24 protein-coding genes are annotated in these 24,361 nt (G+C 73.0%); 10 read left to right on the plus strand and 14 right to left on the minus strand.

What is annotated here, in order from left to right:
• The first annotated feature begins 125 nt into the window (after window positions 1-125).
• From ACI2LY_RS08085 to ACI2LY_RS08100, 4 genes are all read left to right on the plus strand, one after another.
• Window positions 126-1,745 carry an FAD-dependent monooxygenase gene (locus ACI2LY_RS08085; protein ID WP_404706500.1) on the plus strand — a complete coding sequence of 540 codons (1,620 nt, stop codon included), beginning with the start codon at window positions 126-128 and terminating at the stop codon, window positions 1,743-1,745.
• Window positions 1,746-1,883: 138 nt separating this feature from the next.
• Window positions 1,884-1,931, plus strand: a complete 48-nt coding sequence (locus tag ACI2LY_RS08090) for a hypothetical protein (protein ID WP_311314449.1) — start codon at window positions 1,884-1,886, stop codon at window positions 1,929-1,931.
• A gap of 65 nt (window positions 1,932-1,996) precedes the next feature.
• Window positions 1,997-2,527: a cysteine dioxygenase gene (locus ACI2LY_RS08095; protein WP_404706409.1), complete on the plus strand. Its 531-nt coding sequence runs from the start codon at window positions 1,997-1,999 to the stop codon at window positions 2,525-2,527.
• Complete coding sequence (locus tag ACI2LY_RS08100; RefSeq protein WP_404706501.1) at window positions 2,518-2,946, plus strand: rhodanese-like domain-containing protein; 429 nt, start codon at window positions 2,518-2,520, stop codon at window positions 2,944-2,946. Before ACI2LY_RS08095 ends, ACI2LY_RS08100 begins: the two co-directional genes overlap by 10 nt.
• 66 nt (window positions 2,947-3,012) lie before the next feature.
• Here the strand turns inward: ACI2LY_RS08100 and recX are convergent, their stop codons facing one another.
• Window positions 3,013-3,825, minus strand: a complete 813-nt coding sequence (gene recX / locus ACI2LY_RS08105; RefSeq protein ID WP_404706410.1) for a recombination regulator RecX — start codon at window positions 3,823-3,825, stop codon at window positions 3,013-3,015.
• A gap of 3 nt (window positions 3,826-3,828) precedes the next feature.
• Window positions 3,829-4,965, minus strand: coding sequence for a recombinase RecA (gene recA, locus ACI2LY_RS08110; RefSeq protein ID WP_404706411.1), 1,137 nt, complete (start codon window positions 4,963-4,965; stop codon window positions 3,829-3,831).
• Window positions 4,966-5,246: 281 nt separating this feature from the next.
• Between recA and ACI2LY_RS08115 the strand changes: the two genes are divergently transcribed.
• Complete coding sequence (locus ACI2LY_RS08115) at window positions 5,247-7,379, plus strand: hypothetical protein (RefSeq protein WP_404706412.1); 2,133 nt, start codon at window positions 5,247-5,249, stop codon at window positions 7,377-7,379.
• On the opposite strand, the gene ACI2LY_RS08120 is transcribed toward ACI2LY_RS08115, so the two are convergent.
• Complete coding sequence (locus ACI2LY_RS08120) at window positions 7,357-8,529, minus strand: MFS transporter (RefSeq protein ID WP_404706413.1); 1,173 nt, start codon at window positions 8,527-8,529, stop codon at window positions 7,357-7,359. The two genes, ACI2LY_RS08115 and ACI2LY_RS08120, sit on opposite strands and share 23 nt — an antisense overlap.
• Before the next feature lie 11 nt (window positions 8,530-8,540).
• Here ACI2LY_RS08120 and ACI2LY_RS08125 point away from each other — a divergent pair, with 11 nt between their 5' ends.
• Window positions 8,541-9,128: a CGNR zinc finger domain-containing protein gene (locus tag ACI2LY_RS08125; RefSeq protein WP_404706414.1), complete on the plus strand. Its 588-nt coding sequence runs from the start codon at window positions 8,541-8,543 to the stop codon at window positions 9,126-9,128.
• Here the strand turns inward: ACI2LY_RS08125 and ACI2LY_RS08130 are convergent.
• The 3 genes from ACI2LY_RS08130 to ACI2LY_RS08140 form a co-directional block, all read right to left on the minus strand.
• Window positions 9,125-10,390: an AI-2E family transporter gene (locus ACI2LY_RS08130; protein ID WP_404706415.1), complete on the minus strand. Its 1,266-nt coding sequence runs from the start codon at window positions 10,388-10,390 to the stop codon at window positions 9,125-9,127. The genes ACI2LY_RS08125 and ACI2LY_RS08130 overlap by 4 nt on opposite strands.
• A 212-nt stretch (window positions 10,391-10,602) precedes the next feature.
• Window positions 10,603-10,797, minus strand: coding sequence for a DUF3046 domain-containing protein (locus ACI2LY_RS08135; protein WP_389006070.1), 195 nt, complete (start codon window positions 10,795-10,797; stop codon window positions 10,603-10,605).
• Window positions 10,798-11,072: 275 nt separating this feature from the next.
• Window positions 11,073-11,651, minus strand: coding sequence for a fasciclin domain-containing protein (locus ACI2LY_RS08140; RefSeq protein WP_404706416.1), 579 nt, complete (start codon window positions 11,649-11,651; stop codon window positions 11,073-11,075).
• Window positions 11,652-11,909: 258 nt separating this feature from the next.
• Here ACI2LY_RS08140 and ACI2LY_RS08145 point away from each other — a divergent pair, with 258 nt between their 5' ends.
• Window positions 11,910-12,881 (plus strand): CorA family divalent cation transporter, encoded by a 972-nt coding sequence (locus tag ACI2LY_RS08145; protein WP_404706417.1) that lies wholly within the window; start codon window positions 11,910-11,912, stop codon window positions 12,879-12,881.
• Window positions 12,882-12,966: 85 nt separating this feature from the next.
• On the opposite strand, the gene ACI2LY_RS08150 is transcribed toward ACI2LY_RS08145, so the two are convergent.
• Both ACI2LY_RS08150 and ACI2LY_RS08155 read right to left on the minus strand, forming a co-directional pair.
• A complete protein-coding gene (locus tag ACI2LY_RS08150; protein WP_404706418.1) occupies window positions 12,967-13,323 on the minus strand; it encodes a carboxymuconolactone decarboxylase in 357 nt (118 codons plus the stop codon).
• A 166-nt stretch (window positions 13,324-13,489) separates the two neighbouring features.
• A complete protein-coding gene (locus ACI2LY_RS08155; protein WP_404706419.1) occupies window positions 13,490-13,702 on the minus strand; it encodes a hypothetical protein in 213 nt (70 codons plus the stop codon).
• 160 nt (window positions 13,703-13,862) lie between these two features.
• Between ACI2LY_RS08155 and ACI2LY_RS08160 the strand changes: the two genes are divergently transcribed.
• Entirely contained in the window at window positions 13,863-14,807 is a 945-nt protein-coding gene (locus tag ACI2LY_RS08160) for a hypothetical protein (RefSeq protein WP_404706420.1), read from the plus strand.
• A gap of 8 nt (window positions 14,808-14,815) precedes the next feature.
• Here the strand turns inward: ACI2LY_RS08160 and ACI2LY_RS08165 are convergent, their stop codons facing one another.
• The 3 genes from ACI2LY_RS08165 to ACI2LY_RS08175 are packed head-to-tail and all read right to left on the minus strand — an operon-like array spanning window position 14,816 to window position 16,763.
• On the minus strand, window positions 14,816-15,124 hold the full coding sequence (locus tag ACI2LY_RS08165) for an AzlD domain-containing protein (RefSeq protein WP_164188456.1): 309 nt from the start codon (window positions 15,122-15,124) through the stop codon (window positions 14,816-14,818).
• Window positions 15,121-15,873, minus strand: a complete 753-nt coding sequence (locus ACI2LY_RS08170; protein ID WP_404706421.1) for an AzlC family ABC transporter permease — start codon at window positions 15,871-15,873, stop codon at window positions 15,121-15,123. The genes ACI2LY_RS08165 and ACI2LY_RS08170 overlap by 4 nt, the downstream gene beginning before the upstream one ends.
• Window positions 15,771-16,763 carry an AraC family transcriptional regulator gene (locus tag ACI2LY_RS08175; protein WP_404706422.1) on the minus strand — a complete coding sequence of 331 codons (993 nt, stop codon included), beginning with the start codon at window positions 16,761-16,763 and terminating at the stop codon, window positions 15,771-15,773. The genes ACI2LY_RS08170 and ACI2LY_RS08175 overlap by 103 nt, the downstream gene beginning before the upstream one ends.
• A 100-nt stretch (window positions 16,764-16,863) precedes the next feature.
• On the opposite strand from ACI2LY_RS08175, the gene ACI2LY_RS08180 reads away from it, so the two are divergent.
• A complete protein-coding gene (locus tag ACI2LY_RS08180; RefSeq protein ID WP_404706423.1) occupies window positions 16,864-21,810 on the plus strand; it encodes an ATP-dependent helicase in 4,947 nt (1,648 codons plus the stop codon).
• A 59-nt stretch (window positions 21,811-21,869) separates the two neighbouring features.
• Window positions 21,870-22,715: an Fpg/Nei family DNA glycosylase gene (locus ACI2LY_RS08185; RefSeq protein ID WP_404706424.1), complete on the plus strand. Its 846-nt coding sequence runs from the start codon at window positions 21,870-21,872 to the stop codon at window positions 22,713-22,715.
• Between the two features lie 112 nt (window positions 22,716-22,827).
• Here ACI2LY_RS08185 and ACI2LY_RS08190 read toward each other — a convergent pair whose 3' ends face one another.
• From ACI2LY_RS08190 to ACI2LY_RS08200, 3 genes are all read right to left on the minus strand, one after another.
• Complete coding sequence (locus tag ACI2LY_RS08190) at window positions 22,828-23,115, minus strand: hypothetical protein (RefSeq protein WP_404706425.1); 288 nt, start codon at window positions 23,113-23,115, stop codon at window positions 22,828-22,830.
• A gap of 124 nt (window positions 23,116-23,239) precedes the next feature.
• Window positions 23,240-23,710, minus strand: a complete 471-nt coding sequence (locus ACI2LY_RS08195; RefSeq protein ID WP_393601696.1) for a Dps family protein — start codon at window positions 23,708-23,710, stop codon at window positions 23,240-23,242.
• Window positions 23,711-23,906: 196 nt separating this feature from the next.
• Entirely contained in the window at window positions 23,907-24,275 is a 369-nt protein-coding gene (locus ACI2LY_RS08200) for a helix-turn-helix domain-containing protein (protein WP_389006053.1), read from the minus strand.
• Window positions 24,276-24,361: the final 86 nt, after the last annotated feature.

Raw genomic sequence — 24,361 nt, forward strand, 5'->3', positions numbered from 1 at the left:
GGCCTCGGTCACTTGACGCATACTCTGCCAATGGGTTGCATACGTTCTGTGATCGTGCACCCCGCTTCACCTTCCTGTTCCCGCGTGTTCGTCGAGGCATCGTCATGGGCAGGGGGCGCCACACCGTGGACCCGGTGATCATCGTCGGAGCGGGGCCCGTCGGGCTCACGCTCGCCCTGGCGCTGGCCCGCCAGGAGGTGCCGTCCGTCGTCCTCGACGAGACCGGCGGCAAGGACGAGCCCCGGCCGGCGCGCACCGTCGTCCTGCGCGAGGACACCGCAGCATTGCTGGAGCGGCTGACCGCGGTCCACGCCGGTGACCTGGGGCTGCGCTGGACCGGCTGGCGGTCGCTGCGGCGCAGGCAGGTGGTGAGCGAGATCGCCTTCACGGCGGACGACCCCGCGCCGCTCCACATCGAACAGCACGTGCTCAGCGCCGCCCTGCGCGCGGCCGCCGACGCCGAACCGCTCGTCGAGATCGCCCTGGACAGCCGTCTCGACGCCGTCGAGCAGGAGCGCGCCGGTGTCACCGCGCACACCCGCGGCCCGCGGGGCACCTGGTGGCGGGGCAGTCATCTGGTCGGCTGCGACGGCCCCCGCTCCACGGTCCGCAAGCTCCTGGACATCCGCTTCCCCGGCCGGACCTCGGTGGAACGGCACGCGGTCGCCACCCTGCGCGTCGAACTTCCCTGGGAAGGGCGGGCGTTGCTGCACCGGATGCCTCCGTGGCGGTCGTCCGGGCATCCCGCCCACGAGGTCGGTGCCCGTCCGCTCCCGGGCAGCGCCTGGCGCCTGGACTGGCTGATGCCGCCCGGCAAGGACCTGATCACACCCGAGTTCCTGGTCAGCAACGTCCGCAAGACCCTCATGGGCTGGACCGGCGGAACGGTCCCGGCCTACGACCTCCTCGACACCGGCGTGCACTCCGTCCACCACCGGCTGGCCCGCCGCTGGCGCTCCGGCCGGGTGTTCCTCGCCGGGGACGCCGCCCATCTGCTGGGCGCGCTCGGCACCCAGGGGCTGGACGAGGGGCTGCGGGACGCCGACAACCTCGCCTGGAAGCTGGCCGTGGTCTGGCATCACGGCCCGCACGAGGCGCTGCTCGACAGCTACCAGGCCGAACGGCGCGCGGTGGTCGCCGCCCGGCTGCGCGCCGCCGACCAGCTGCTGCCGGTGCTGCGCGGCACGGGCGGGCTGCGCGGCTACGTACCCGGCGCGGCCCGGAACCAGGACGCGCTGATGACGGACGGTCACCTGGGGCGCGGGGCGCTCGGCGAGCCGGGGGCGTACGCGGGCTCGCCGCTCGCGCCCCGGTACCTGGAGGGCGAGATCCCGGTCGACACCGAGCCGGGCGCCCCGGTCGCCGACGTACGGGTCACCGCCGAGGACGGCTCCTTCGTCCGGCTGCGCGACCGGCTGGGCCGGGGCGCGCTGCTCGTCGTCCTGATCGCGCCGGGTACGGGGGTGTGGGACCGCAAGCACTGGATGTCCGCCGGGGTCATGCCCCGGCTGGCGGCCGCGGTGACCGCGCTGCCGCACCGGGCGGAGCTGCTGGTCGCGGAGAGCTATCCGGGCGCCCCGGCGCACAGTGTGCTGCTCGTGCGTCCGGACGGTCATCTGGTCACCGCGCTCAGCGGGGTCCGGCCCGCCGATCTGTACGCGGCGGCGGAGGCCGCGCTCGGCGGCGCGGTGCCGCTGGAGGACGCCCCGAGGGAGGAGGCGGAGGCCGGTTCGGGGGTCCGCTGACCTCGGGTCCGGCCCGTCGCGGTCCCGTCGCTGTCCCGTCGTTGTCCACATGATGACGACCGATTGACCGGAGTGCGGCGGCATGCTGTACTCCGGATCGTGACCGACACCCCTGTGCGCCTGTGGCGGAGGGTCCATATGGACCTGCTCCGCTACGCGGGCTGCGTGTGTCGCCCGTCCTGCTGAATTCGCATCCCCTTTCCGGGCGCCGTCGCGCGCCCGTTCGGCGAACCCTCTTCAGGACGGTGCACGTGTCTGTCTCCCCCCTCACCTCCCCCACCGCCGCTTCGGCCCCCAGCCAGGCCGAACTGCTCGACTTCGTCCGGCGTGCCGCCGCCGACGCGGAACTGATCGCCTCCCTCCCGCTCGACCCCGAGGGCCGCACCTGGCTCCGGCTGGCGGGGCCGGGCGGCAGCGAGGCGTGGCTGATCGGCTGGCCACCCGGCACCGGCACGGGCTGGCACGACCACGCCGACTCGGTCGGCGCCTTCCTCACCGCGTCGGGCGAACTGCGCGAGAACTCGCTGGCCGCCCGGCTGCCCACGGACGGCTGGCGGACCCTCGAACTCACCGAGGACGTCGACCGCGAACGCCGTCTCGGCGCCGGTGAGGGTCGTGCTTTCGGCCGACACCATGTGCACGAGGTGTACAACGACTCCCCCGACAGCCACGCCGTCTCCGTCCACGCCTACTACCCGCCGCTGCCACGCATCCGCCGCTACAGCCGCAGCGGCCAGGTGCTCCGGCTGGAGCAGGTCGAGCGGCCGGAGGACTGGCAGTGAGCGGCGACGGCGACGCGCTCCGCCCGGCCGGGATCGACGAACTGCTGGACCGGGTCCGCTCCGGCTACCGGCGCGTCGAGGCGCGAGCGGCGCACGACGCGGCGGCCGACGGTGACGCCCTGCTGGTCGACATCCGGTACGCGGCCCTGCGGGAGCGGGACGGGCTGATCCCCGGCGCCCTGGTGATCGAGCGCAACGAACTGGAGTGGCGGCTCGATCCACAGGGCAGCCACCGGGTGCCGGAGGCCACCGGGCACGATCTGCGGGTCGTGATCATCTGCAACGAGGGCTACGCGTCCAGCCTGGCGGCGGCCTCCCTGCACCAGCTGGGCTTGCGCCGCGCCACCGACCTGGTGGGCGGCTTCCAGGCGTGGCGCGCGGCGGGGCTGCCGGTGGAGCGAGTGGAGCCGGTGGCCTGAGGGGTACGTCCGCTCGGGGCTCGGCGCCCTGAGCGGACCTTCCTGACCGGCCCTCAGGAACCGCCCTCAGAAACCGTCCTCCGCGAGGAACTCCGTGTCCTCGCCCTCTTCCTCCAGCGCCTGGCGGACGACGCGGAGGGCCATGCCCTCGGGATACCCCTTGCGGGCGAGCATCCCGGCGAGGCGGCGGAGCCGTTTGTCACGGTCGAGCCCACGGGTGGCTCTCAGTTTGCGGTCCACCAGCTCGCGGGCGGTCGCTTCCTCCTGCTCGGAGTCGAGCTGTCCCACGGCCTCGTCGATCAGCGCCGAGTCGACGCCCTTGGTGCGCAGTTCACGGGCGAGGGCGCGGCGGGCCAGCCCCCGGCCATGGTGCCGCGACTCCACCCAGGCGTCCGCGAAGGCGCTGTCGTTGATGAGTCCGACCTCCTCGAACCGCGACAGCACCTCCTCGGCCACCTCGTCCGGGATCTCCCGCTTGCGCAGGGCGTCCGCGAGCTGCTTGCGGGTGCGCGGGGTTCCGGTGAGGAGGCGCAGACAGATGTTCCGCGCCTTCTCGGCCGGGTCCGTGTCCCGGGCCGTGGAGGACACCCCTGGCTCGGCCCTCGACGAGCTGGGGGTGTCCTCGTCCGTGCCGCCCGGCTCCCCGAAGCCGCGCCGCCGACGGCCGCGCCGGGAGGAGCCGCCCCCGTGGGACCCCTCCGAGCGTGTGCCGCTCCACCCGGAACGGCGTGGCGCCGGGTGGCCGTTCTCGTGTCCGTCCGCATATCCGTCCGCGTCGTCGCCGGGCGCGGCGGTGGCCTGGTCGCGCCCGATGCCCCTCCCCCGTGGGGCACCGGGCGCGGAGTCGTCGTACTCGGCCCAGTCGGTTCGTCGCGTCACGGGTCAGCTCTTGGCTGCGGCGGCCTTGGGCTTGGTGGCCTTGGCCGGGGCGGGGGCCGCCTTGGCGTCCGTGGCCTTGGCGTCGGCGCCCGCGGGGGTGACCGCGGCGGCGTCCGTGCCCGGCTCGGCGGCGGGGTCCTCGGGACGCACGCCGACGCCCAGCTTCTCCTTGATCTTCTTCTCGATCTCGTTGGCGAGGTCGGGGTTGTCCTTGAGGAAGTTGCGGGCGTTCTCCTTGCCCTGGCCGAGCTGGTCGCCCTCGTACGTGTACCAGGCACCGGCCTTGCGGACGAAGCCGTGCTCCACGCCCATGTCGATCAGGCCGCCCTCGCGGCTGATGCCCTGGCCGTAGAGGATGTCGAACTCGGCCTGCTTGAAGGGCGGGGCGACCTTGTTCTTGACGACCTTGCAGCGGGTGCGGTTGCCGACCGCGTCCGTGCCGTCCTTCAGGGTCTCGATGCGGCGGATGTCGATACGCACCGAGGCGTAGAACTTCAGCGCGCGGCCACCGGTCGTGGTCTCCGGCGAGCCGAACATGACGCCGATCTTCTCGCGGAGCTGGTTGATGAAGATCGCGGTCGTCTTGGACTGGTTGAGCGCGCTGGTGATCTTCCGCAGGGCCTGGCTCATCAGGCGGGCCTGGAGACCCACGTGACTGTCGCCCATCTCGCCCTCGATCTCCGCGCGCGGGACGAGCGCGGCGACGGAGTCGATGACGATGAGGTCGAGCGCGCCGGAGCGGACCAGCATGTCCACGATCTCCAGCGCCTGCTCGCCGTTGTCCGGCTGGGAAAGGATCAGGTTGTCGATGTCGACGCCGAGCTTCTTCGCGTACTCGGGGTCGAGGGCGTGCTCCGCGTCGACGAAGGCGACCTGGCCGCCGGCCTTCTGCGCGTTGGCCACGGCGTGCAGGGTGAGGGTCGTCTTACCGGAGGACTCCGGGCCGTAGACCTCCACGACGCGGCCGCGCGGCAGCCCGCCGACACCGAGCGCCACGTCCAGGGCGGTCGAACCGGTCGGGATGACCTCGATGGGCTCCATCGAGCGGTCGCCCATGCGCATCACGGCGCCCTTGCCGAATTGTCGTTCAATCTGTGCGAGCGCGGCGTCGAGCGCCTTCTCGCGGTCGGTTCCTACCATGGGTTCCACCCGATTTGCTTGAGTCGATCGCTTCACGTCAAAGACGCTAACGCCTGCCACTGACAATGCGCCCCGACGTCGGCCCGGCCTGTGGATAACCGAGGGACATTCCTACTCGAACCGCATCGAAGTCCCCGCCGTCGGCCTCGCCCGCACTTCCATGAGAATGGATGTTCGATTTTTGTGTCAAGCACCTCAGGACCCCCGGCGAGGCGGACGCGGCCCGGCGCTCACCCCCGTCACCGACGGCACTGTCGGACCTGCCTGGCACGATGCGCCGCATGGATCTCGCACACCCGCTCGACGGCCTGGACGACCACCCCTGGCCCGCCTCCTCCCATGCCTACGGGAGCGCGGAGGACGTCCCCGGCCTGCTCCGGGCACTGAGCGGCCCCGACCAGGACGCGGCGGACGAAGCCCTCTCCGAGCTGTACGGCAGCGTGCTGCACCAGGGAACGGTCTACGCCGCGAGCGCGGACGTGGCGCCGTTCCTCACCAGGATCGCGGCGGCCGGTCACCGCACGGCCGATGTCATGGTGCTGCTCGGCGGCCTGGCCGAGAGCGAGGACGAGCACGGCGTGCCGACGGGCACGGTCCGGGCGGCCGTGGCCGAACAGCTTCCGCTGCTCCTGCCGTCGCTGGCCGCGGCCGATCCGGACGTCCGCCGGGCCGCCGCCTGGGCCGTCTCCCACACCCGCGCGGCCGAGATAGCCCTGCCCGCGCTGCGTACCCGCTGGGCGGAGGAGTCCGTACCCGCCGTGCGCGCGGAGGTCCTGTCCGCGCTCGCCCGACTCGACCCCCAGGCTGGCTCGGCGCTGGCCGCCACCGCCCTGGAGCCGTCCCAGCCCGCCGAGGTGCGCATGGCCGCCCTCTTCGCCGGTCTCGACGCGGGCGCGCCATGGACCCCAGCCATGCACACGGCGATGCTCTCCCTGCTGCCCGCCGACGCTCTGTGCTCCGACCTCGATCACGAGCGCGGCGAACCGCTGTCCGCCGTCGTGAAGGCCCTCCTGATCAGAGGCGATGGATCGGAGCACGAGGCGGCGTTCGCCCTGGTCGAGGCGGCGCTGCGGAGCGACCGACCCGACGTGAGGACCGAAGGGCTGTGGGCGGCCGACTGCGCCTGCATGCTCTCCCGCAGCGCCCCGGCGCGGCTGGTGCGAAGCCTGTGCGAGGCTGCCGTCGACGAGGAATCGCTGATCAGCGTGGCGTCCCTCCTCGGCCGCGTGGGCAGCGTGGCGGCACCGGCCGCCGACATCCTCGTCCCCCTCGCCCGGAGGAACCCGGACCAGGTCGACGACCACGCGGACCGGGCCCTGGCCGCGCTCGTACTCGTCGCGCCCGTCAAGGCGGTGCCGTTCCTGGCCGCCGGTCTCGGGCGTCGCCCGAGGGCCCTCGACGCGGCCGCCGGTACCCGCGCACCGGCCGACTTCGCCCTCCCGTACGACGACGGCCTCCTCGACGCGGTACGGGACCGCCTCTCCCGGCCCGAAAGCCTGAGCGGCAACGAACCGTGGCAGCTCATGACCCTGCTGAGGGGCTGGGGTGCCGACGCGGCACCGGCCCTGCCCGAGCTGTGCGCGGCCCTCCCCCGCTTCCCCTTCGCGGCCGCGACGATAGCCACCATCGCCGCCGACTGCGCGCCCGAGGAACGCCGCCAGGCAGCCACTTCGTTGCGGACGGCGGCCGATCAGGGCTCCCTCCCGGCGGCGCAGGCGCTGTACGACCTCGTCGACGAGCCCGCGCCCTTGCTGCGCTGCCTCGAAGAGGGACTCCGGGGCGGTGCCCGTGAACTCAGGGACGCCGCCCTGGCGACCGGCGCACTCGGCCCTCAGGGAGCACCCCTGGTACCGGCCCTCCGCGCGGCGCTCAGCGGCCCATCCGACGACACCACACCCGCGCTGGACGCGGACACCGCTCTCGCCGAGGCCCTCTGGCGTGTCACGGGGGAAGCGGACGAGGTGATCGCCGTTCTTGACTCGGTCTTCACCCGCGCCGGACAGAACGCCTGGTCCCGATGGTCGGTCGTGCGGGCCGCCCGCGCGGCGGCGCTCCTCGGCCCGGCGGGACGCCCGCTCGTCCCCCGCCTGACGGCGGCCCTCGACCATCCCACACAGGCACCGGCCGCCGTACTGGCCCTCCTGGCCGTGGCGGACCCCGCCTCACTGGACCGCGCCGCACTCATCGAGGCCACCCTGCGATCGGCCAAATGGGACACCGGCGCGTTGCGCGCCTGCGACGCCCTGGAAGCCCTCGGCACGACCGACATGACCGACGACCAACTGCGCAGACTCGCGGCCCTCGCCCACGGAGACGCCCGCGTGATCCGCTCAGGAGTCCAAACCGCCCTCATCCACGAGGACGAAGCCCTCCGAATCCGCCTCCAGGCACTCACTCCCGCGCGGGAACACTGACGCAGGCCGCAGCGGCAATCCCCGACGCCAGCAGCAAGGCGCCCGACGGCGACCGCGCCGCGAGGGGTCCGGCAAGCCCGACGCCCAGGGCGAAGCCTGTGATCTTCAAGCTGGCGCCGGTGGTGAAGATCTGGCCGCGCAGACGGTCCGGGGACTCCCGGTGGCGAACGGCGAACAGGGCCGTGAGTTGTGGCCCCTCACCGGCGCCGATCAGCAGCGCGGCCACGATGAGCGCGGCCGGTCGGCCCGACGCCGCCAGAGCCAGCGCGACTGCCTGCACCAGGGCGCCTGTCCGGATGAGGGCGTCCGGGGCCATGACCACCCTGCGCGCGAGCACGGTGTTGGCCACCAGGCCGGATGCCGCGACGCAGGAGAGCAGCACCGCTCCCCGCGCCGCCCCGCCCAGCACCCGCTCGCCCAGTAACGGGACGCAGGCCGTCCACATGCCCTGGGCCGTGCAGGAGCCGACCGAGGTGAAGGTCGCGCGCGCCAGCGCCGGGTTCCTCAGGACGAAACGTGCTCCAGCGGCGAGGTCACCGACCACCGCCCCCGCCTCCCGGCCGGGCGCCCTGGGCAGCCACCAGGCCGCCGGAACCGCCAGCCCGATCAGTACTCCGGCGACAACCACGGCAGTCGACGCGCCCAGCATCTCCGCCACGCCCCCGGCCAGCGCCGGACCGGCAAGGCTCGCCGCGCCGAACGTCATCGCGTCGAGGGTGTTCGCCCGCGCCGACGGGCCCTCAAGCGCCACCCGAGGCAGCTGCGCGGTCCAGCCTCCCGCGAGAGCCGGCCCCACCAGCCCGGTCGCCACGGCGAGCGCGAGCGTGGCGGTGAACGGCACTCGGCCGAGCCCGAGCAGGATCAGTCCCAGCCCTCCGCCGTACAGGGCGATCGCCCCGGCGAGCAGGCGCCCGGGCCGTTCCGCCCGGTCGAGGAGGGCACCGAGCACCGGGCCGCCCACCACGGCGGAGACGGTGATCCCCGCGAGCAGAGCGGAGGCGGCGGTGGCCGAGCCGGTGAGGGCGAACCCGGCAAGCATCAGTGCCGGACCGGACATCGCGTCCCCGGTGCGGGCGGCCAGCGCACCAGCGAGGTAGGAAGCAAGCGCGTAACGCCTCATCACCTCGATGACGTTACGGAGGTAACTCAAAACTCCGCAATATGCGTTACATTCCGCCGGTGCCCTCACCCCCCGAAGACTGGTCCACCCGGCACTCCGTGCTGGCTACGGCCCAGCGCACCGCCGCCTTGGTCAACGCCCTCGCCGACGACCACCCCGACCCGGCCGATGTGGCCGCCGTGCTGCGCGCGTACGGCGAGACGGACCCCATCGACCTCTCCCCGCGCGAGGTCACCGCGATGCGCGCGGCCGCAACCCGGCTGCGGGAGGTGTTCGCCGCCGAGGACACCGACGCCGCCGCGTCAGCCCTCAACCGCCTGCTGCGCGAGCACACGGGCCCTCTCCGGCTGTCCTCGCACGACGCCACCACCCCCTGGCACCCCCACCTGGACCGCGCCGACGACGCGCCCTGGGACGAGTGGTTCCTCGCCTCCTCCTGCCTGGCGCTTACCGTCCTCGCCTGGGACCGCCAACGCCCGCCGGGCGGCACCTGCGACTCCCCCAGCTGCGACAACGTCTACGTCACCCAGGGCAGCGGCCCACCCCGCCGCTACTGCTCCCGCCGCTGCGCCACCCGCGAGCGCGTGGCGGCGCACCGCCGCGCCCGCACCGCGCGGGAGCCGGGCTAGACCGAGTCCTCGGAATCCGACTCAGGAGCCCGAGGCCGCCCCAGGCGGAGGCGGATGAACGTGTCCGGGCGCCCCTGCCTGCGCAGGCGGTGGCCGTGTACGCGGGGGTCGTCCGTGACCGTGTACCGCTTGACGTACGCCCCCAGGAACGCCTGGAGCGTGGCGACCGCCGGGATGGCGATCAGGGCGCCCACCGCGCCGAGGAGGGCGGTGCCGACGATGACCGAGCCGAAGGCGACGGCCGGGTGGATGTCGACGGTCTTGGACGTCAGCTTCGGCTGAAGCATGTAGTTCTCGAACTGCTGGTAGATCACGACGAAGACCAGCACCCACACCGCGTACCAGGGCGCCACGGTGAACGCGATCAGCATCGGCAGCGCGCCCGCGAGATAGGTGCCGATGGTCGGGATGAACTGCGAGACGAGGCCCACCCAGACGCCGAGCACGGGCGCGTACGGCACGCCGAGGGCCTGGAGCAGGATGTAGTGGGCGAGGCCGGAGATGAGCGCCATCAGGCCGCGCGAGTAGATGTAGCCGCCGGTCTTGTCGACGGCGATCTCCCAGGCGCGCAGCACCTCGGCCTGCCGCGCGGGCGGCAGCACCGAGCACAGGGCGCGGCGCAGCCGGGGGCCGTCGGCGGCGAAGTAGAACGAGAACAGGCCGACGGTGAGGATCTGGAAGAGCCCGCCGAGCACCTGCGCGGACACGTCGAGGACGCCTGCCGCGCTGTTCTGCGCGTACTTGCGCAGCCAGTCGGAGTGGAGCAGTCCCTCCTGGACGTCGACCCGGCGCACCTCCAGGTGGAAGGTCTGGTTGACCCAGTTGATGACGGAGTCGAGGTACTCGGGGAAGCCCTCGATCATCTTGATGATCTGGCCCGCGAGCATCGAGCCGAGCAGGGTGAAGAAGCCCGCGGTGACGACGGCCAGGCCGAGGAAGACCAGGAAGGTGGCGAGTCCCCGGCGCATCCCGCGCGCGGACATGCGGCTGACGGCGGGCTCTATGGCGAGCGCCAGGAAGAACGCGATCAGGATGTTGAGGAGGAGTCCGGTCAGCTCGTGGAAGGCCCAGCTCCCCAGCTGGAACAGCGCGACCAGCGTGAGCGCGAGCACCATGGCACGCGGCAGCCAGCGCGGCATCCGGGCACCCGCGAGGGCACCGGCCGCGGGCTCGCGCGGCGGCGTACCGGCAGCGGAGGCCGCCGCCCCGGCCGGAGGTGCCGTCTGCGGGTCGGTCGGCTCGATGTCGTCGATGCGTGCCACGGGCCCAGTCTCACCCACGCCACCGACAGCCCGGACCGTCTGAGGGCCTCGGTGACCGACTCGGTATGTGTCCGTCAACACACCAGTCGGATCGTCACACCCGTCGGATCGTCATACCCGTCGGATCGTCCGTCGACCGGGGGAACAGCGGTACGCGTATTTCGCCCCCGCCTTTCGGCCGCCCCCGCCCGGCACCCCGCGACGACCGCCGCTCAGCGCTTGTCCCCCGGCACGTCCATCACGGTGCACACCACACGCCACACGTCCTTGGCGTCCCATCCGGCGTCCAGTGCCTGGTGCACCGTCCGTCCGCCCAGCTCGGACATGATGTGATCGCGCGCGAAGGAGTCGGCGTACCCCGGACCGAAGTGGGCCGCCATCCGCTGCCAGAAAACCGTCAACCGCATGAATTCCACTCCACAGCCGCTATGACCTGCATGTTTCCCACCCATCGCACCCGAGCACGATCATCAGGGGGTGTCCAGGGAGTTCGCCTCCCCGCGGAACCAAGCATCCATGGCAGCGCGACCTGCGTGCCGGGCGTCGGGCTTGAAGTGCGTATATGTACACAGAGTAATGCCGGGGTCAGCGCGCCCGAGCCGGCGGGCGAGGGAGACGACCCGGAGGGGACCCCTTACGAGGGTCCCCTCCGGCTCGCGCGGCCCGCCGCGTACCGCAGCGGTCAGGACGGGGGCTGCAGGACGGCGTCGACGACGTAGATGGTGGCGTTCGCGGTCTTGATGTTGCCGCAGACGATGTTCGCCTTGTCGTTGACCTTGAAGTCGGACCCGGAGCCCGAGGTGGTCAGTTTGCCGCCTTCCAGCGTCGTGAAGGAGCCGTTGGACAGCTGGTCCGGGGTGATCTTCTTGTCCACCACGTGGTAGCTCAGCACCTTCTTCAGCTGCCCCTGGTTGCCGAGCAGCGAGGACAGTTGTGACGCTGTCACGTTCTGGAATGCCTTCTGGTCGGGGGCGAAGACGGTGATGTCGGACTTCCCGTCCAGCGTGTCACCCAGGTTCGCCCTGACCAGGGCGGATACGAGTTGGCTGAGCTGAGGGTAGGCCGCGGCGGCCTCGACGACCTTGTCCTTGGCGGTGTCCGTCTTCTGGGAGAGCGCCGAGCAACCCGGGCCGAACGTGCCGGAGGGGCTGGGGGACGCGTCCTGCGCGTGGCTCTGCGACGCCAGACCACCGAGTGAGAAGGGGACGGCCATCAGAACTGCCGCGGCGGCTTTCGCCGAACGCATGTGGATGAACCTCATCGCGAACCTTCTTCCCGTGGCGGGGTGAAGTCTGTGGGTTTCAGCTCTGCGGATGTCATCGCTTCCGCACGGTTGACGCGCGACCGGCTTGGGTCCAAGGCGCCCCCGCCACTCGACGAGCGTATCCAGCACGCGCGCAGGACCGCATCTCAGAGCCGTTAGGGGGCCCGTGCCCGGTCGGCACGAGTGGCACGGCGGGGAACACCTCTGACCAGGTGACACTCGGAGACCTCACGTCACAACCGAAGGTGAGGGGCGATGATCGTGACGACGGCGTCGGCGCCGGAGGCGGCCTACACGCCCCTGGACCCGAGGGAGGTGCGCAGCAGACTGGAGACCGCCCGCTTCCTCCTCGTCGACATCGACCTGTCGTCCGAGAGCACGGAAGACGGCGAATCCCCGGCACGTCTGCTCGGGCTGGAGACGGAGGGGCTGGACTGGTTCGGCCGTGCGCAGGAGTCCGTCCGCGCCGAGTTCGTCGGTGAACTGCTCGGTCTGGTGGTCCCGGTGGTGCACGGCGAGCGGATCGCGCATGTCCATGCACTGGCCTCCGACCGCTATCTGGTCACCGCGCACCGGGACCCAGCCGTCATGGGCGATCACATCGTCGGGCACCTGCGGCGGGAGAGGCCACGTGACTCCGTCGCCGCCCTCTTCCTCATGCTCCAGGAGGCGCTGGGCACCTTCCGGCGGGCCGCGGTCGCGGCACTGTTGGAGGTGGAGAAACTGGAGGACGACATGTTCGAGGAGCGGCGCCCGGAACAGATGTACCGGCTGGCGCAGTTGCGCCGCCGCTCGGCCCTGCTGCACCAGTCGCTGCTGCCCTGGGTGCAGGCCGTGGACGAGACCATCACGCGGCGTCTGATGACCCGCTACTTCCCCAGAGACCGGCAACGACTCGCTCGGGAGTTCCAGCAGGCCGGCCGTACCGTACTCACGGTCATCGAGTCCTTGCAGGACGCGGCCCGCAGAGCGTTCGCCAGCTATTCGTCCCTCGTGGCCGGGGAACAGAACGGGGTGATCAACCGGCTCGCCATCGTGTCGGTGATCTTCCTGCCCTTGTCCTTCCTGACCGGGTTCTTCGGTATGAACTTCACATTCCTCACCGACAAGTTGGAGACGCGCGACGAGTTCTGGCTGGTCGCCGTGGGCCTCCAGGCGATCGTCTTGAGCGGCTCCCTCTACGTACTGCACCGCACCCGCGTCTGGCGCCGCCTGCGGGACGACTAGGGCCCGTCCGGCGGATCATGGCGCGGACGGGCCCTGGGCGGCGGCGGGCCACGTGTGGCGTGCGTGCGGAAGTTCCCGCGGGGGCTCAGGACACGCGGTGCGGGTGGGCCTCGGCCCGTGCCATGTTCTCGGCGTCGGTCTCGACCAGCGCGATCGCGACGTCGAACGCCTCCGCGAGGTGGCCCGCGGCCGACATGACGCGCGCCGTTCCCACCACGGGAGCGATGGCGACGAGGAGGTCCTGCAACTGGTCGGCGGTGAAGTCGGCCCTGATCGCGGGGTCGACGTGGGCCAGGTAGGAGATCGCCGGTGCGTCCATCGCCACCAGGGCGGCGATGCGAGCGAGGATGAGCGAACGGGCGTCCATGTGGCAGCGCTCGATGGAGTCGAGCGTCATGGCAGCGAGCGTGTCGAGCACGGGAGCGTCGGATTCGGTGGTCATGCGAATCGCCTTCCGGTGTGGCAGAGAGCCGAACCGTCACCTGCTCGGTCCATGGGCACGGCGGTGTGACTCAAGAGTAGGCACCGCCGCCCCGGCGGCGCGCGTCGAGTCCGGGGCGGCTCACGGCATCACGGCCTCAGGTCGATGACTGCTGGTCAGGACCCCTTCAGGACGTGACGATACCGATGCCGTCCCCGAGCAGCTTCAGACCGAAGACGAGGAACAGCCCCGCCATGACAGCGGTGTTGTGCCGGGCGAACAAGTCCGTCCATCCGCTCAGTGTGGTCGCGGCACGAGCACCGCCCAGCAAGAACACCGCCAGCGGTACGAGGAGCCCGAGTGAGCCGATCGTCGACGACTTCGCCTGTCGGTTCCGCACAACAGTGCTGTTCTTAGCCCCAGTTCACGGGATCTTCGCAGATAGGCGGGCCATCCGCTGCCAGAAGGCCGTCAACCGCATGCCTCGAGTATCCCGCCTCTGGGGGCGGGACTGTCCGGGACCGTTCTCGGCGGGCTCCGGTGGCCCTACGGTCTGGTCCATGGCCGAATCTGGTGCTCCCTCGCTCCCCTCCGCGCCCCCGGCGCACTCCCCCCTCTTCCGCGCGGAGCGCTTCGTCTGGCTCACCGCGCGCGTGCTGGAGCAGCGGCTCTTCGCGCACCACTTCCTGAACGGCACCGCGGACCCGGTGGAGAGGGCCCTGGACGCCTACCGCAACGAGGACGGCGGCTACGGTCACGCCCTGGAGCCCGATCTGCGCGGCCCACTGAGCCAGCCGCTGCACAGCGCCCGCGCGCTGCACGTGCTGGACGCGGTCGGGCGGTGCGGCGGGCAGCGGGTGGAGCGGGTGTGCCGCTATCTGACCTCGGTGTCCACCACGGACGGCGCCCTGCCCGCGGTCTGCCCGAGCCAGCGCGGCTATCCGGTGGCGCCCTTCGTGCCGGTGGTGGACGACCCGCCCAGCGAGCTGCTGGCGACGGGACCGGTGGTGGGCCTGCTGCACCGCAACGAGGTGTGGCACGCGTGGCTCTTCCGGGCCACCGACTTCTGCTGGCAGGCCGTGGACGCCCTGGAGGCGTCGCATCCGTACGAGGTCGAGGCCGCCGTGGCGTTCCTCGACGCCGCCCCCGACCGCGCCCGCGCGGAGGCGGCCGCCGACCGGCTCGGCCGCCTGGTGCGCGAGCGGCGGCTCGCGGCACTGGACCCGGACCGTCTCGACGCGTACCCCGTCGCCCCCGGCTACGCGCCCGGCGAGCACCACTTCCCGCACGACTTCGCGCGCACCCCCGGCTCGCTCGCGCGCGCGTGGTTCACGGACGAGGAGATGGCGCGCTCGCTGGACTTCCTCGCCGCCGGGCAGGAGGAGGACGGCGGCTGGCCGGTGCGCTGGCGCCAGTGGGCACCGGCTCCGGCGCTGGAGGCGCGGGCCGGGGTGACCATCGAGGCGCTGCGCACCCTCAGGGCGTACGGCCGCTACGTCGGCTGACCCGGCACTCAGCCGGTCAGGGCGCGTACACCGGCGGTCACGACCACGGCCACCGCGACGACCACCAGGAACGGTGCCCGGAGCAGCAGCGCGACGGCCGCCGCGGCCACCCCGGCGGCCCGTGCGTCCAGGACGAGGGTGTGGCCGTCGGCGAAGGTCTGCTGGGCGGTGAGCGCGGCCAGCAGGGCGACCGGCAGCAGCGCGGCGAGCTTCTTGACCAGCGGCCGTTCCACGGCGCTCGCGGGGACGAGGAGTCCGGCGAGCTTGACGGCGTAGCAGCCGAGCGCGGTGACGCCGATGGCGAGCCAGGTGTTCATCGGTCCTCCTCCGGGGCGTCCGGCCGCTGGGCGGAGCGGGCGCGCAGCCCTTGGACGAATAGGGCGAGCGGCGCTGCCAGGGCCGCCACCAGGACGGGCGCCCCGGCGGGCAGCACGGGCAGCAGGCCGAGGCCCAGGAGGACCGCGAGGGCGGCGACCGCGCGTTCGGTGAACGTGGTCAGCATGGGGGCGAGCAGCGCCAGGAAGACGGCGGGTCCGGCCGCGTCCAGCCCCCACGCGTCGGTGTCCCCAAGGGCCTGTGCGCCGAGCGCGCCGAGCAGGGTGGTGAGGTTCCACAGCACGTAGAGGCTGAGCCCGGTGACGGTGAAGCCGAGCCGCGCGGAGCGCCGGTCCGGCTGGGCGACGGTGACGGCGGTGGTCTCGTCGATCACCCATTGGGCGGCGAACGGCCGCACCGCGCGCGGGAGGGCGAGCAGCTGTGAGAGCCTCAGCCCGTAGAACGCGTTGCGCACGCCCAGGAAGAACGCGCCCGCAGCGGCCGTGAACGGGTTGCCGCCCGCCGCGAGCGCCCCTACGAGGGCGAACTGGGAGGCTCCGGTGAAGACCAGGAGGCTGAGCGCGCAGGTCTGGAGGAGTCCGAGTCCGCTGCCTGCCGAGGTGACGCCGAACGCGAAGCCGGAGAGCCCTACGGCGACGCCGACCCCGAGGGCGTCCCGTACGACGGCGCTGTCCGGCTTTCCCACGTCCTCGGCGGCCCTGTCCGCGAGTGCTGTCTGTCGATGTGCCACGCCCCGGACGCTACGGCGGCGCGCCCGGCGCCGTCTTGTACGTTGTTGCGCCCGGTCAGGTTCTCGCGGTTCTCGCGTTCGCGCTGGTAGGCGCCCGGAGGCACGCCGACGATGCGGGCGAAGTGGCGGTTGAGGTGGGGCTGGTCGGTGAAGCCGACGAGCACCGCGGCCTCGGCGGGCGAGGTGCCGGTGTCCAGCAGGAGCCGGGCGCGGCGCACGCGCGCGTCGGTGAGCCAGGTGTGCGGGGGCAAGCCGTAGGCGTCCCGGAAGGCCCGCAACAGGGCGAAGCGGCTGGTGCCGAGGTCGGTGGCGAGACGCTCCAGGCTGGGCGGCTCCGCCATCCGCTCCTCCAGCACGGCACGCGCGCGTGCGGCGATTCCCGCTCCGGCCGAGGGGGTGCGGCGTTCGGGCAGCGGGCCGCCGTTGAGCCGCAGCAGCCGAGTCACCGCGACGCTGAGCAGGGTGTCGGCGGCCAGCGCGTTGCCCTCCTCGGCGGCGCGCAGCACCTGGTGGACGAGGCGGACGGTGTAGGGGTCGTCGACCATCGGGGCGGCGAAGCCGGGCGTCCCCCGGATGGTGGTCGTCTCGGCCGCTATCCGGGCCACCACTTCGGGCGAGGGGTACACCGCGCCGTACCGCCAGCCCTCGGGGACGCCCGCGCGGCCGGTGTGCGGGGTGTCCGGGTTGACCAGGGCGAGGGCTCCCGCGCCCACGGACACGTCGGCGCCCTGGTGCTGGAAGACCTCGACACCGTCCGCGATGGCCGCGATCACGAAGTTCTCGTGGGTGTGGCGGACGAAGGTCTTGCGGATGTAGCGGGCGCGGAGCAGGTCGACCCCGGGCAGTTCCGCGTACCGCCAGTGCCGTGCCCGTTCCCCTGAACCCGCCATGTGCCCATTGTCGGCCACGGGCGCCGGTCGCCGCACGCCCCGGTCCGTCCCGTTTGCCCAGGTCAGCCCGATTGTCAGTGGGCGGGTGCAGGATGGAGGCATGGTCAGTTCCGCCCACCCGGCCCTCGAAGGCTTCTCCCCCGCGACCCGCGAATGGTTCACGGGGGCGTTCCACGCGCCCACCGAGGCCCAGGCGGGCGCGTGGCAGGCCATCAACCAGGGCTCGGACGCGCTGGTGGTGGCGCCGACCGGCTCCGGCAAGACGCTGGCCGCCTTCCTCGCCGCCCTGGACCAGCTGGCCTCCACCCCGCCCCCGGCCGACCCGAAGAAGCGCTGCCGGGTGCTGTACGTGTCCCCGCTGAAGGCGCTCGCGGTCGATGTCGAGCGCAATCTGCGCAGCCCGCTGACCGGCATCCGCCAGGAGTCCGTGCGCCTGGGCCTGCCCGAGCCCGAGGTGAAGGTGGGCATCCGCTCCGGCGACACCCCGCCCGCCGAGCGGCGCGCGCTGGTCACGCGGCCGCCGGACATCCTGATCACCACCCCCGAGTCGCTGTTCCTGATGCTGACCTCGTCCGCGCGGGACGCGCTCACGGGCATCGAGACCGTGATCCTGGACGAGGTGCACGCGGTCGCGGGCACCAAGCGCGGCGCGCATCTCGCGCTGTCCCTGGAGCGGCTGGACGAGCTGCTGCCGAAGCCCGCGCGCCGGATCGGCCTGTCGGCGACCGTGCGTCCGGTGGACGAGGTGGCCCGCTATCTCTCGCCCCGGGGCAAGGTGGAGATCGTCCAGCCCGCGTCGGGCAAGGAGTTCGACCTCTCGGTGGTCGTGCCCGTCGAGGACATGGGCGAGCTGGGCGGTGCCCCCGCGGCCGACGGCGACGACAAGGCGGAGAAGCCCTCGATCTGGCCGCACGTCGAGGAGAAGATCGCCGACCTGGTCCAGTCGCACCGCTCGACCATCGTGTTCGCCAACTCCCGCCGCCTGGCGGAGCGGCTGTGCAACCGGCTCAACGAGATCGCCTACGAGCGCGCCACCGGCGAGAAGCTGGACGAGCACCACTCCCCGGCCGAGCTGATGGGCGGCTCGGGCGCGGCCCAGGGCGCCCCGCAGGTGATCGCCCGCGCGCATCACGGCTCGGTCTCCAAGGAGCAGCGGTCACTGGTCGAGGAGGACCTGAAGGCCGGTCGGCTGCCCGCCGTGGTGGCCACCTCCAGCCTGGAGCTGGGCATCGACATGGGCGCCGTCGACCTGGTCGTCCAGGTCGAGTCCCCGCCCTCGGTCGCCTCCGGCCTCCAGCGCGTGGGCCGCGCGGGACACCAGGTGGGCGCCGTCTCCACGGGCGTGGTCTTCCCCAAGTACCGGGGCGACCTGGTGCAGGCAGCCGTGGTCACCGAGCGGATGCGCTCAGGGGGAATCGAGTCGCTGCGGGTGCCGTCCAACCCGCTGGACGTCCTGGCCCAGCAACTCGTCGCCATGACCGCGCTGGACACCTGGCAGTTCGACGACCTGCTGGCCACCGTGCGCCGCGCGGCGCCCTTCGCCTCGCTCCCCGAGTCCGCGTTCACCGCCACCCTGGACATGCTGGCGGGCCGCTACCCGTCGGACGCCTTCGCCGAACTGCGCCCCCGCGTGGTGTGGGACCGCGTCGCCGGCACCATCAGCGGCAGGCCCGGCGCCCAGCGGCTCGCCGTCACCTCCGGCGGCACGATCCCCGACCGGGGCCTGTTCGGGGTCTTCCTCGCCGGGTCCGACCCGAAGAAGGGCGGCGGCCGGGTCGGCGAGCTGGACGAGGAGATGGTGTACGAGTCCCGCGTGGGCGACGTCTTCACGCTGGGCACGAGTTCCTGGCGCATCGAGGACATCACCCGCGACCGGGTCCTGGTCTCCCCCGCGCCGGGCGTGCCGGGGCGGCTCCCGTTCTGGAAGGGCGACCAGCTGGGCCGCCCGCTCGAACTGGGCCGCGCGGTCGGCGCGTTCCTGCGCGAGGTCGGTTCGCTGTCCAAGGAGGACGCCCGGCTGCGCCTGCTCACCGCGGGCCTGGACGCGTGGGCGGCGGACAACGTCCTGGCCTACCTGGACGAGCAGCGCGAGGCGTGCGGGCACGTCCCGGACGACCGCACCATCGTCGTGGAGCGCTTCCGCGACGAGCTGGGCGACTGGCGGGTCGTGATCCACTCCCCCTTCGGCGCCCAGGTGCACGCCCCGTGGGCCCTCGCGCTCGGCGCCCGCCTCTCCGAGCGGTACGGCATGGACGCCCAGGTCATGCACGCCGACGACGGCATCGTGCTGCGCCTGCCCGACGCCGATCTGATGGGCCTGGACCTGCTGGACCAGAGCCCCGCGAAGGCCGGTGCGGAGTACGACGGCGAACAGGCCCCGGTCGGCGCCGCCGACGTCGCCTTCGACAAGGGCGACGTCGACCAGGTCGTCACCGACCAGGTGGGCGGCTCCGCGCTGTTCGCCGCGCGGTTCCGGGAGTGTGCCGCCCGCGCGCTCCTGCTGCCGCGTCGCAACCCCGGCAAGCGCACCCCGCTGTGGCAGCAGCGCCAGCGTGCGGCCCAACTGCTGGAGGTGGCGAGCGAGTTCGGGTCGTTCCCGATCGTCCTGGAGGCGATCCGCGAATGCCTCCAGGACGTGTTCGACGTACCGGGCCTGGTCGAGCTGATGGGCGACATCGAGTCCCGCAAGGTCCGCCTGGTCGAGGTCACCACCCCCGAACCGTCCCCGTTCGCCCGCTCCCTGCTGTTCGGTTACGTCGCCCAGTTCCTCTACGAGGGCGATTCCCCGCTCGCCGAACGCCGTGCCGCCGCGCTCTCCCTGGACTCCCGGCTGCTGGCGGAGCTGCTGGGCCAGGCGGAGCTGCGGGAGCTGCTCGACGCCGAGGTGCTGACCGAGCTGGAGCGCGAACTCCAGTGGCTCACCGAGGACCGTCGCGCCAAGGACCCGGAGAGCGTCGCGGACCTGCTCCGGCTACTGGGCCCACTGACCGACGCCGAGCTGGCCGAGCGGGGCGCCGAGCCGGAGTGGGCGCGGGAGCTGGCCGCCGCCCGGCGCGTCATCAAGGTCCGCGTCGCGGGCGAGGACCACTGGGCGGCCATCGAGGACGCGGGCCGTCTGCGCGACGCGCTGGGCACCGCGCTGCCGGTGGGCGTCCCCGAGGCGTTCACCGAACCGGTCAAGGACCCGCTCGGCGACCTCCTCGCGCGCTACGCCCGCACCCACGGCCCCTTCACCTCGACGACCGCCGCCGCCCGCTTCGGCCTGGGCGTCGCGGTCACCGAGGGCGCCCTCCAGCGACTGGCCGGCAGCGGCCGGGTCGTCCAGGGCGAGTTCCATCCGGCGGGCATCGGCCAGGAATGGTGCGACGCGACGGTGCTGCGTCGGCTGCGCCGCCGTTCGCTGGCCGCGCTGCGGCACGAGCTGGAGCCGGTGCCGCCCGCCGCGCTGGCGCAGTTCCTGCCGCAGTGGCAGCACATCGGCAAGGGGCACACGCTGCGCGGCACCGATGGGCTGGTGCGCGCCATCGAGCAGTTGCAGGGCGCCTCGGTGCCCGCCTCCGCGCTGGAGAAGCTGGTCCTGCCCTCCCGCGTGGCGGACTACAAGCCGTCGATGCTGGACGAACTCACCGCCGCGGGCGAGGTCGTGTGGGCCGGGGCGGGCTCCCTGCCCGGCAAGGACGGCTGGGTCTCGCTGTACCTCGCGGACACCGCGCCCCTGCTCCTGCCGCCCCCGCACCCCCTGGAACTGAGCCCGCTCCACCAGTCGATCCTGGACACGCTCTCCGGCGGGTACGGCCTGTTCTTCCGTCAGATCGCCGACCAGGTCCGTGCCACCACGCACCCCGAGGCGAGCGACGCACACCTGGCCGACGCCCTGTGGGACCTGGCCTGGTCGGGGCGGCTCACCAACGACACCCTGGCCCCGATGCGCGCCCTGCTGGGGTCGGGCCGTACGGCCGGGGCGACGGCCCATCGCGCCAAACGCAATGTCCCGCGCGGGCGTTACGGCTCCCTGACCGCCGCCGCCCGCGCCGCGTCCCGGTCCGGCCCGCCGACCGTCGGCGGCCGCTGGTCGCTGCTGCCGGTGCCCGAGCCGGACGCCACCGTGCGCGCTCACGCGCGGGCGCGCGCCCTGCTGGACCGGCACGGCGTGGTGACCCGGGGCGCCGTGGGCGCGGAGGGCGTGGAGGGCGGCTTCTCGGCGGTGTACCGGGTGCTGTCCGTGTTCGAGGAGAGCGGCCAGGCGCGGCGCGGCTATGTGGTCGAGGGGCTGGGGGCCGCCCAGTTCGCCATGGACGGCGCCGTGGACCGGCTCCGCGCGGTGTCCAACGCCCGCGACCGGGGCGAGCGCGTGGTGCCCGCTCCGGTCGCGGCGGGCAACGGCAGCCTCCCCCCGTTCCCCGGCGACGGCGACGGCGACGGCGACGGCCACACCGCGTCCGAGGCGTTCGACCCGTCCTCCGGCGGCTTCACCCACCCGAGCCTCGACGGCGACTTCGCGTGGCCGCCCCGCGACGGGGACGACGGCGGTCTCCCCCGCCCCTTCGGCCCGGCAGGCATCACCGACCCGTACGCCTCACCGGGCCAGGGCGGCCCGCGCGGCGGCTCTCCCACGAGCCGTGGCTATGGCCCCCGCACGCGGGACACCGCCCCCGACTCCAAAGCGGTGGTCCTCGCCGCCGCCGACCCCGCCAACGCGTACGGCGCCGCGCTGCCCTGGCCGGAGTCGCCCACCGGCGCCGGGCACAAGCCGGGCCGCAAGGCGGGCTCCCTGGTCGTCCTGGTGGAGGGCGAGCTGACCCTCTACATGGAGCGCGGCGGCAAGTCCCTGCTGGCCTGGCCCGCCGACCCGGACGGCACCGCGACCGACGACCCCCGCCTCCGCGCCGCCGCGGAGGCCCTGGCGGCGGCCGCCCGCGCGGGCTCCCTGGGCACGGTCACCGTCGAGCGGATCAACGGCACCGCGGCGCTGACCTCCCCCCTGGGCACCCTGCTGGAGGCCGCCGGGTTCATAGCGACCCCACGCGGCCTGCGCCTGCGCGCCTGACTCTGCGCGCCTGAGCCCGGCCGCCGGAGAAGGCCCCCGCGCCGTGGCACCCTGGACGCATGCCCGAAGGTGACACGGTGTGGCAGACCGCGAAGCGGCTGCACGACGCGCTCGCGGGCAGGGTGCTGACCCACAGCGACTTCCGGGTCCCGCAGTACGCGGTGGTCGACCTGACCGGCCGCACCGTGCTGAACACCGCACCGCGCGGCAAACACCTGCTGACCCGCTTCGAGGGCGGCCTGACCCTCCACACGCATCTGCGGATGGAGGGCGCCTGGAAGGTGTACGGCCCCGGCGAACGCTGGCGGGGCGGCGCCGGACACCAGATCCGCGTCGTCCTGGGCGCCGACGACCGCATGGCCGTGGGCTACCGCCTGTCGGTGCTGGAGCTGCTGCGCACCGAGGACGAGGAGCGCGTGGTGGGCCATCTGGGCCCCGACCTCCTCGGCCCGGACTGGGACCCGGAGCGCGCCCTCGCCAACCTGTACGCCGACCCGGCCCGCCCCCTCGGCGAGGCCCTGCTCGACCAGCGCAATCTCGCCGGAATCGGCAACGTCTACAAGAGCGAGCTGTGCTTCCTGCTCGGCGTGACCCCCTGGCTCCCCGTCGGCTCACTCCCCCCGGACCGCGCCGCCCAGCTCCCCGGCGTCGCCCAGCGCCTCCTGGAGGTCAACCGGGCCCGCCCGGTCCGCCAGACCACCGGCCTGCCCCGGAACGACCTGTACGTCTACGGCCGTGCCTCCCGCCCCTGTCTGCGCTGCCGTACCCGAGTACGCGTGGCCGACCAGGGCGACGGCGTCCAGGACCGCCCCACCTACTGGTGCCCCACCTGCCAGAGCGGCCCCACCCCCGCCCCCGGCACGGCCCAGCGCTGGCGGGAGCGCTACCCCCGCCCCGCACGCTGACTGACACGACCCGAAGCCGGGAAACCCCAGCCCCCGCCCCACACGCCGACCCGCCCGAGCCGAACCCCGCGAAAGCAAACCCAAGCCCCCACCCCACCCGAGGCACCCCCGCTCACCCTGCCCCCGCTTCACCCGAACGAGTGACCCCAGCGCGCGCCTCCGTCCCCTCACCCTCCCCAGCGCCCCGCCAAGCCTCACGCCACCGCCCCGTCCGCACGGCCCCCTCGGCCCGGTCCTTGGCCACACAGTGCACCGGCAGCACCCCCAGCCCCCATCCGCCGAGCACCACGGCCCCCTCCAGCACCCCCGCGCCGTCCCCCAGGGTCAGCCGCAGCACCGCCCACCACCACACCGCGCCGAACCCCAGACCTGCCCCCCAGCGCACTATTCGCCCGTTCATGGACCCGTCACCTCCAGCCGGAAGCTAGAACACCGCCTGCCACCCGCGGAAGGCGCACCGAAGGGCTCACCGGAGCGGCACCGGGCAGACTCTCCGGTCGGCCGGTTCCGGGAACCCGCCTCTCTCACGCCGTCTCGGCCTGAAACATCCAATGGTGTTTCTCGAGGTCGCCCGTGATCTGGATGAACATGTCCTGGGACACCGGATCGGCGTCGCCGGTGGCGTTCACCCGCTCCCGCATCCGGCCGATGACCGCGCCGAGGGCGGCGACCATCCCCGCGACCGCGTCGGTGTCCTTGATCCACCCGGCCGGAGGGACCGTGATGCCGGTGCCGGAGGCGACCGTGGACGCCCGTCCGTCCGGCGGGACGCCCAGCGCCGAGGAGCGCTCGGCCACCAGGTCGGAGGCGGTCCGCGCGGAGACGACCACCTCGTCCAGCTGGAGGTGGACCGACCGGAAGCGTGGCCCGACCACGTTCCAGTGGATCTGCTTGGCGACCAGCGAGAGGTCGACCAGATCCACGAGCGCCCCTTGCAGGGCCTCGGAGACGGTCTTCAGATCGGCCTCGGGAAGGGGACTCTTCACCACGTACATCCGCTGTCCTCAGATCCTCGGCGGGCTTCGGGTCCCTCTCACCATGACCGGGCGGCCCGGACCGGGCAAACGGAGCAAAACGGCTCAGGGCGACCGGTGCGGGCAGGAAAAAGCCCCGGCCGGGCCTCACCTGGAGAGTCCAGGGAGGCCCGGCCGGGGCTTACAGCCATCGGGCGCCAGGCCGCGTGCGTGCGGCTCAGGCGGCGGCCACCGCTTCGGCGGGTGCCTTGATGGTCACCCGTTCCGGTGGCACACCGGTCACCGACACGGAACCCAGCATCGGCCGGACCGGCGCCGGGACGCCGTCGTTGGCCGCGGCGGACTGGGCCAGCTCGGCGAGTGCCAGTTCGTCACTCACCTCACGCATGAGCTCCGACATCCGTACGTCCAGCGCGTCGCAGATCGCGGAGAGCAGCTCGGAGGAAGCCTCCTTCTGCCCCCGCTCCACCTCGGAGAGATAGCCAAGTGAGACCCGGGCGGACGAGGAGACTTCGCGCAGAGTACGGCCCTGGCGCTGGCGCTGCCGACGCAGCACGTCACCCAGCAGGCGACGGAGCAGAATCATCGGTGGCTCCCTCCTCGGACCGCGTAGCCGCATCCTTCTCGCCCCACCGTACCGCCTCGCGCCGCGGCCGTGCGGGGAGCGATGTC

The sequence above is a fragment of the Streptomyces sp. NPDC002176 genome, from assembly GCF_044903645.1.
Taxonomy (GTDB): Bacteria; Actinomycetota; Actinomycetes; order Streptomycetales; family Streptomycetaceae; genus Streptomyces.